Source organism: Aminobacter sp. P4_D5 (assembly GCF_056401815.1).
Map to the genome: position 1 here is coordinate 1 of NZ_JBFUIP010000876.1, position 643 is coordinate 643.

At 66.6% G+C, this 643-nt stretch carries 1 protein-coding gene and 1 pseudogene; both read right to left on the reverse strand.

Annotated elements, in window-relative coordinates:
- Positions 1 to 7 precede the first annotated feature (7 nt).
- Positions 8 to 148: a hypothetical protein gene (locus AC1DWF_RS35530; protein WP_476843155.1), complete on the reverse strand. Its 141-nt coding sequence runs from the start codon at positions 146 to 148 to the stop codon at positions 8 to 10.
- A 286-nt stretch (positions 149 to 434) separates the two neighbouring features.
- Positions 435 to 643, reverse strand: a pseudogene (locus AC1DWF_RS35535) (hypothetical protein); the annotation flags it as partial.

The following is a 643-nucleotide window of genomic DNA, read 5'->3' on the forward strand; positions in this document are numbered from 1 at the left end:
CCCTCGATCAGGGTCGCAGCCCCTCGATCAGGGTCGCAGCGTGCCTGGTGAGCCAGCCATCGCGTTCCAGGAAGCCGCAGATGGTCTGCGCCACCTCCGGATCATCCTCCAGGACCAGGATCGGCCGACCCGCGACGTAGGCTTCCATTGAACTGCCCACAATTCCCCCGCGCACAAGCCGATGTGAAGCTCGCCTGAGTAGCACGCCCAGGTTGCAGGTTACATGGGATTCGGGCTTCGAAACACCGCGCAAGGTGCCTGATCCACCTCTGCCAGGCCGTTGCGCAGGCAACGGCAGAGGCTGGCCAGGTGAATGCGGGATCGGTGCCTGTCGCGGTCACGCAATCGGCGTCGCATGCGACGGGGGCGCGGACATTCGGCGCGCCTTTTCGTGGATCATCCAGCGGCGACGCCGATGGCCTTGATGGGGCGGATCATTTCGGCTCCATGGCCGCCAACGGTGCGAGGGAAACCTGATCCTGACCGATCTCGATACCGGCGCGCAGCAGTTCGACCATGGCCGGGTCGAACTGCGTGCCGGAGCAGACCGCCATCTCGGCCAGGGCCTCTCCGACGCTGCGGCGACGGCGATAGGTCCGGTCGGGCTCGGTCATCGCGGAGAAGGCATCGGCCACCGCCACCG